The sequence below is a fragment of the Salinispora goodfellowii genome (genome assembly GCF_059570675.1).
This window is the reverse complement of sequence record NZ_JCANTD010000063.1, coordinates 6,413-9,146: the sequence shown is the minus strand read 5'-3', so window position 1 is coordinate 9,146 and position 2,734 is coordinate 6,413. Positions and strand designations below refer to the sequence as shown.

At 64.4% G+C, this 2,734-nt stretch carries 4 protein-coding genes and 1 CRISPR repeat array; of the genes, 3 read left to right on the top strand and 1 reads right to left on the bottom strand.

The window, feature by feature from the left end:
• Positions 1-217: transposase family protein (locus T398_RS26200; RefSeq protein ID WP_496450484.1), on the bottom strand; the 217-nt coding region annotated here is incomplete at its 3' end.
• Positions 218-316: 99 nt separating this feature from the next.
• On the opposite strand from T398_RS26200, the gene cas4 reads away from it, so the two are divergent.
• Genes cas4 through cas2 form a run of 3 tightly spaced genes read left to right on the top strand, consistent with a single transcriptional unit; the run spans position 317 to position 2,269 of the window.
• A complete protein-coding gene (cas4, locus tag T398_RS26195) occupies positions 317-955 on the top strand; it encodes a CRISPR-associated protein Cas4 (protein WP_496450483.1) in 639 nt (212 codons plus the stop codon).
• The gene (cas1c, locus tag T398_RS26190) at positions 948-1,979 is read left to right on the top strand and encodes a type I-C CRISPR-associated endonuclease Cas1c (RefSeq protein ID WP_496450482.1); all 1,032 of its coding nucleotides are present in this window, start codon (positions 948-950) and stop codon (positions 1,977-1,979) included. The genes cas4 and cas1c overlap by 8 nt, the downstream gene beginning before the upstream one ends.
• Complete coding sequence (gene cas2 / locus T398_RS26185; RefSeq protein ID WP_496450481.1) at positions 1,979-2,269, top strand: CRISPR-associated endonuclease Cas2; 291 nt, start codon at positions 1,979-1,981, stop codon at positions 2,267-2,269. Before cas1c ends, cas2 begins: the two co-directional genes overlap by 1 nt.
• A 132-nt stretch (positions 2,270-2,401) precedes the next feature.
• Positions 2,402-2,734: a CRISPR direct-repeat array (repeat unit 37 nt; unit sequence CCAGCGCCGACGGTCCACCGTCGGCGAGGATCTCAAC).

The following is a 2,734-nucleotide window of genomic DNA, read 5'->3' as shown; positions in this document are numbered from 1 at the left end:
CGAGCTCGTCGATGCTCCTCGCGCCCGAGACAGCCGCACAGGCACACACCAGCAGGACCGCGGTCAGCGAGTACCACCGCCCCCGCCGCGAACGCGGGTCCGGCACCAAGTCGAAGTAGGGGCGCAGGTCAGCGATCCGGCCAGTGTCCAGCGGCCCCAGTTTCACCAGCACCGCAGGGATGGGAGAAGATGCAACGGCAGGCACGAGCCACCTCATGATCATCGGGCTTAGACACCACAATGATCACGAAGCTCGTGCCTGCTCTGCTATACACCCCAACCGGTCACTACCCGACCAGCCGCACGACCCCGGAACTTGCAACCGCCCTGCCGCAACGCCGGCCGCATCCCACTGTCGGCATTAGAGCACTATGCCTACTGTCCCCGCCAGGCTGCCCTCATCCACGTCGACGGCGTGTTCACCGACGACATCAACACTGTTCGTGGCCACCTGGCCCACGAACGCGTCGACCGGCCCGGCACCCGCGCCACGGCCGCCCCCGGGTACCGGCAGCACTACGCCGTACCCGTCTGGAGCGACATCCTCGGTCTCTATGGCCGATGTGATGTCGTCGAGATCGGCCATGGCACTGCGATCCCCGTCGAACACAAGATCGGCCGGTACCAGCCCGGGGGACCAGCCGATGTACAGGCTGCCGCCCAAGCCCTCTGCCTACGCGAAATGCTCGGCCGCGACCTCGATGTCTCCCATGCAGAGGTGTTCACACACTTCGACCGGCGACGACACCGGGTACAGCTGACCAACGATTTGATCACCACCGTCAACCAGACCTCCCGCGCACTTCACGCAATGCTGCTCGCACCACAACTACCACCACCAATAGCAGACCGCCGATGCCGACGCTGCTCACTGCTCGACGACTGCTTACCCCGGGCCCTAGCCAACCCCACCGACCTCTACACACCCCGACCAACCGGTGATTGGGATGCCTGAACTGATCAAAAACACCCTCTACATCCTGACGCCAGGTAGCAGCGTCCACCTCGACCACGACGCCGTCCGGGTCTTTCACCCCGAAAACGGCGCGAAACGTCTCCCCCTTGTCCGAATCGACCACGTCGTAGCCTTCGGCGGTGTCAACCTCACCGATGACTTCCTACACCGCTGCGCAGCCGACCAACGATCCGTAACCTGGCTAACCAGCAACGGTCGGTTCCGCGCCCGCGTCATCGGCCCACAAGGCGGCAACCCCCTGCTGAGAGTCGCCCAACACGACGCCCTCCGCGAACCCGACCGCCGCGCCGCAGTCGCCCGCGCCTTCGTCGCCGGCAAACTCCACAACACCCGACAGGTTCTGCTACGCGCCGCCGCCGACGCCCGAACCACTAGACAACAGGCCCTTCGCGCAACCGCATCCGCCATCGCCGACGACCTCGCCAAACTCCCCGACACCAACAACATCAACGTCATTCTCGGCATCGAAGGTCAAGCCGCCAAGCGATACGTTGCCGCCTGGCGACACCTACTCGTTGACCACGCTCAAGTCACCGCACCCACCCATCGAATCAGCAGACCACCCACCGACCCCGTCAACGCCGCCCTGTCCTTCGGCTATGGCATTCTCCGCATCGCCGTCCACGGCGCACTCGAACACGTCGGCCTAGACCCTTACATCGGCTACCTGCATGGCATCCGACCAGGAAAGCCCGCTCTCGCCCTCGACCTGATGGAAGAAATGCGCCACCTCCAAGTCGACCGTATGGTCTTCACCGCCTTCAACCGCCGCCAGCTCACACCCCACCACTTCACCCAACACCCCGGCGGAGCCCACGAAATCAACGAGGACGGCCGCCGCGCCTACCTGACCCTCTGGAGCGAGGCCCGCGCCCGCCCTTGGGCCCACCGCCAACTCGGCCGAGACATTCCCGCAGCCGTCCTACCACTCATCCAAGCCCGACTCCTCGCCCGGCACCTACGCAGCGACACACCCCACTACAACCCGTGGAGCCCCGCATAATGGAATACCTGGTCACTTACGACGTCGACACCACCACTCCGGAAGGCCAACGACGCCTACGGCAGGTAGCGAAGATCTGCGAAGGCCACGGCATCAGAGTGCAAAAATCTGTTTTCGAAATTGCCTGCACCGCTGCCCAGTACCCGGTCTTCCGCCAGAAGCTCTCCGATACCATCAGCCACACCACCGATGACATTCGGCTCTACCACCTCACTAAAGACACACTCCGCCACGTGGAACGACTCGGCGTCGCGCAGCTCGCACCCCACCACGGCGACCACCTATTTTAAAGATCTAGGAACCCCAAGCGCGATAGCAACAAGCGCGAGGTTCCCAGGCAAGAAAGCCAACAAAGCGGACACCGCTCACCTACCTTTCAAAGCCAGCGACAGCCACGACACCAAATCCGCAGCCCAGAAAGCCCAGCGCCGACGGTCCACCGTCGGCGAGGATCTCAACGTGCGGAACGCATTTCGGATCGTGTCGACCGGATTCCAGCGCCGACGGTCCACCGTCGGCGAGGATCTCAACCGGTTTGAGCTGCGGCGTCTGCTGCGGCTACTGGGTGCCAGCGCCGACGGTCCACCGTCGGCGAGGATCTCAACACGCTGGGGACAGTTGGGGGCGTCCGGTGTGGCAGCTGCCAGCGCCGACGGTCCACCGTCGGCGAGGATCTCAACCGCCGGGGCGCGGCTGGACGACCTGCTGCTAGAGGTGGCCAGCGCCGACGGTCCACCGTCGGCGAGGATCTCAAC

Bases quoted from the DNA above. Each gene is read 5' to 3' on its own strand.
- cas1c (WP_496450482.1), top strand. From the start codon at position 948: ATGCCTGAACTGATCAAAAACACCCTCTACATCCTGACGCCAGGTAGC.
- cas2 (WP_496450481.1), top strand. From the start codon at position 1,979: ATGGAATACCTGGTCACTTACGACGTCGACACCACCACTCCGGAAGGC.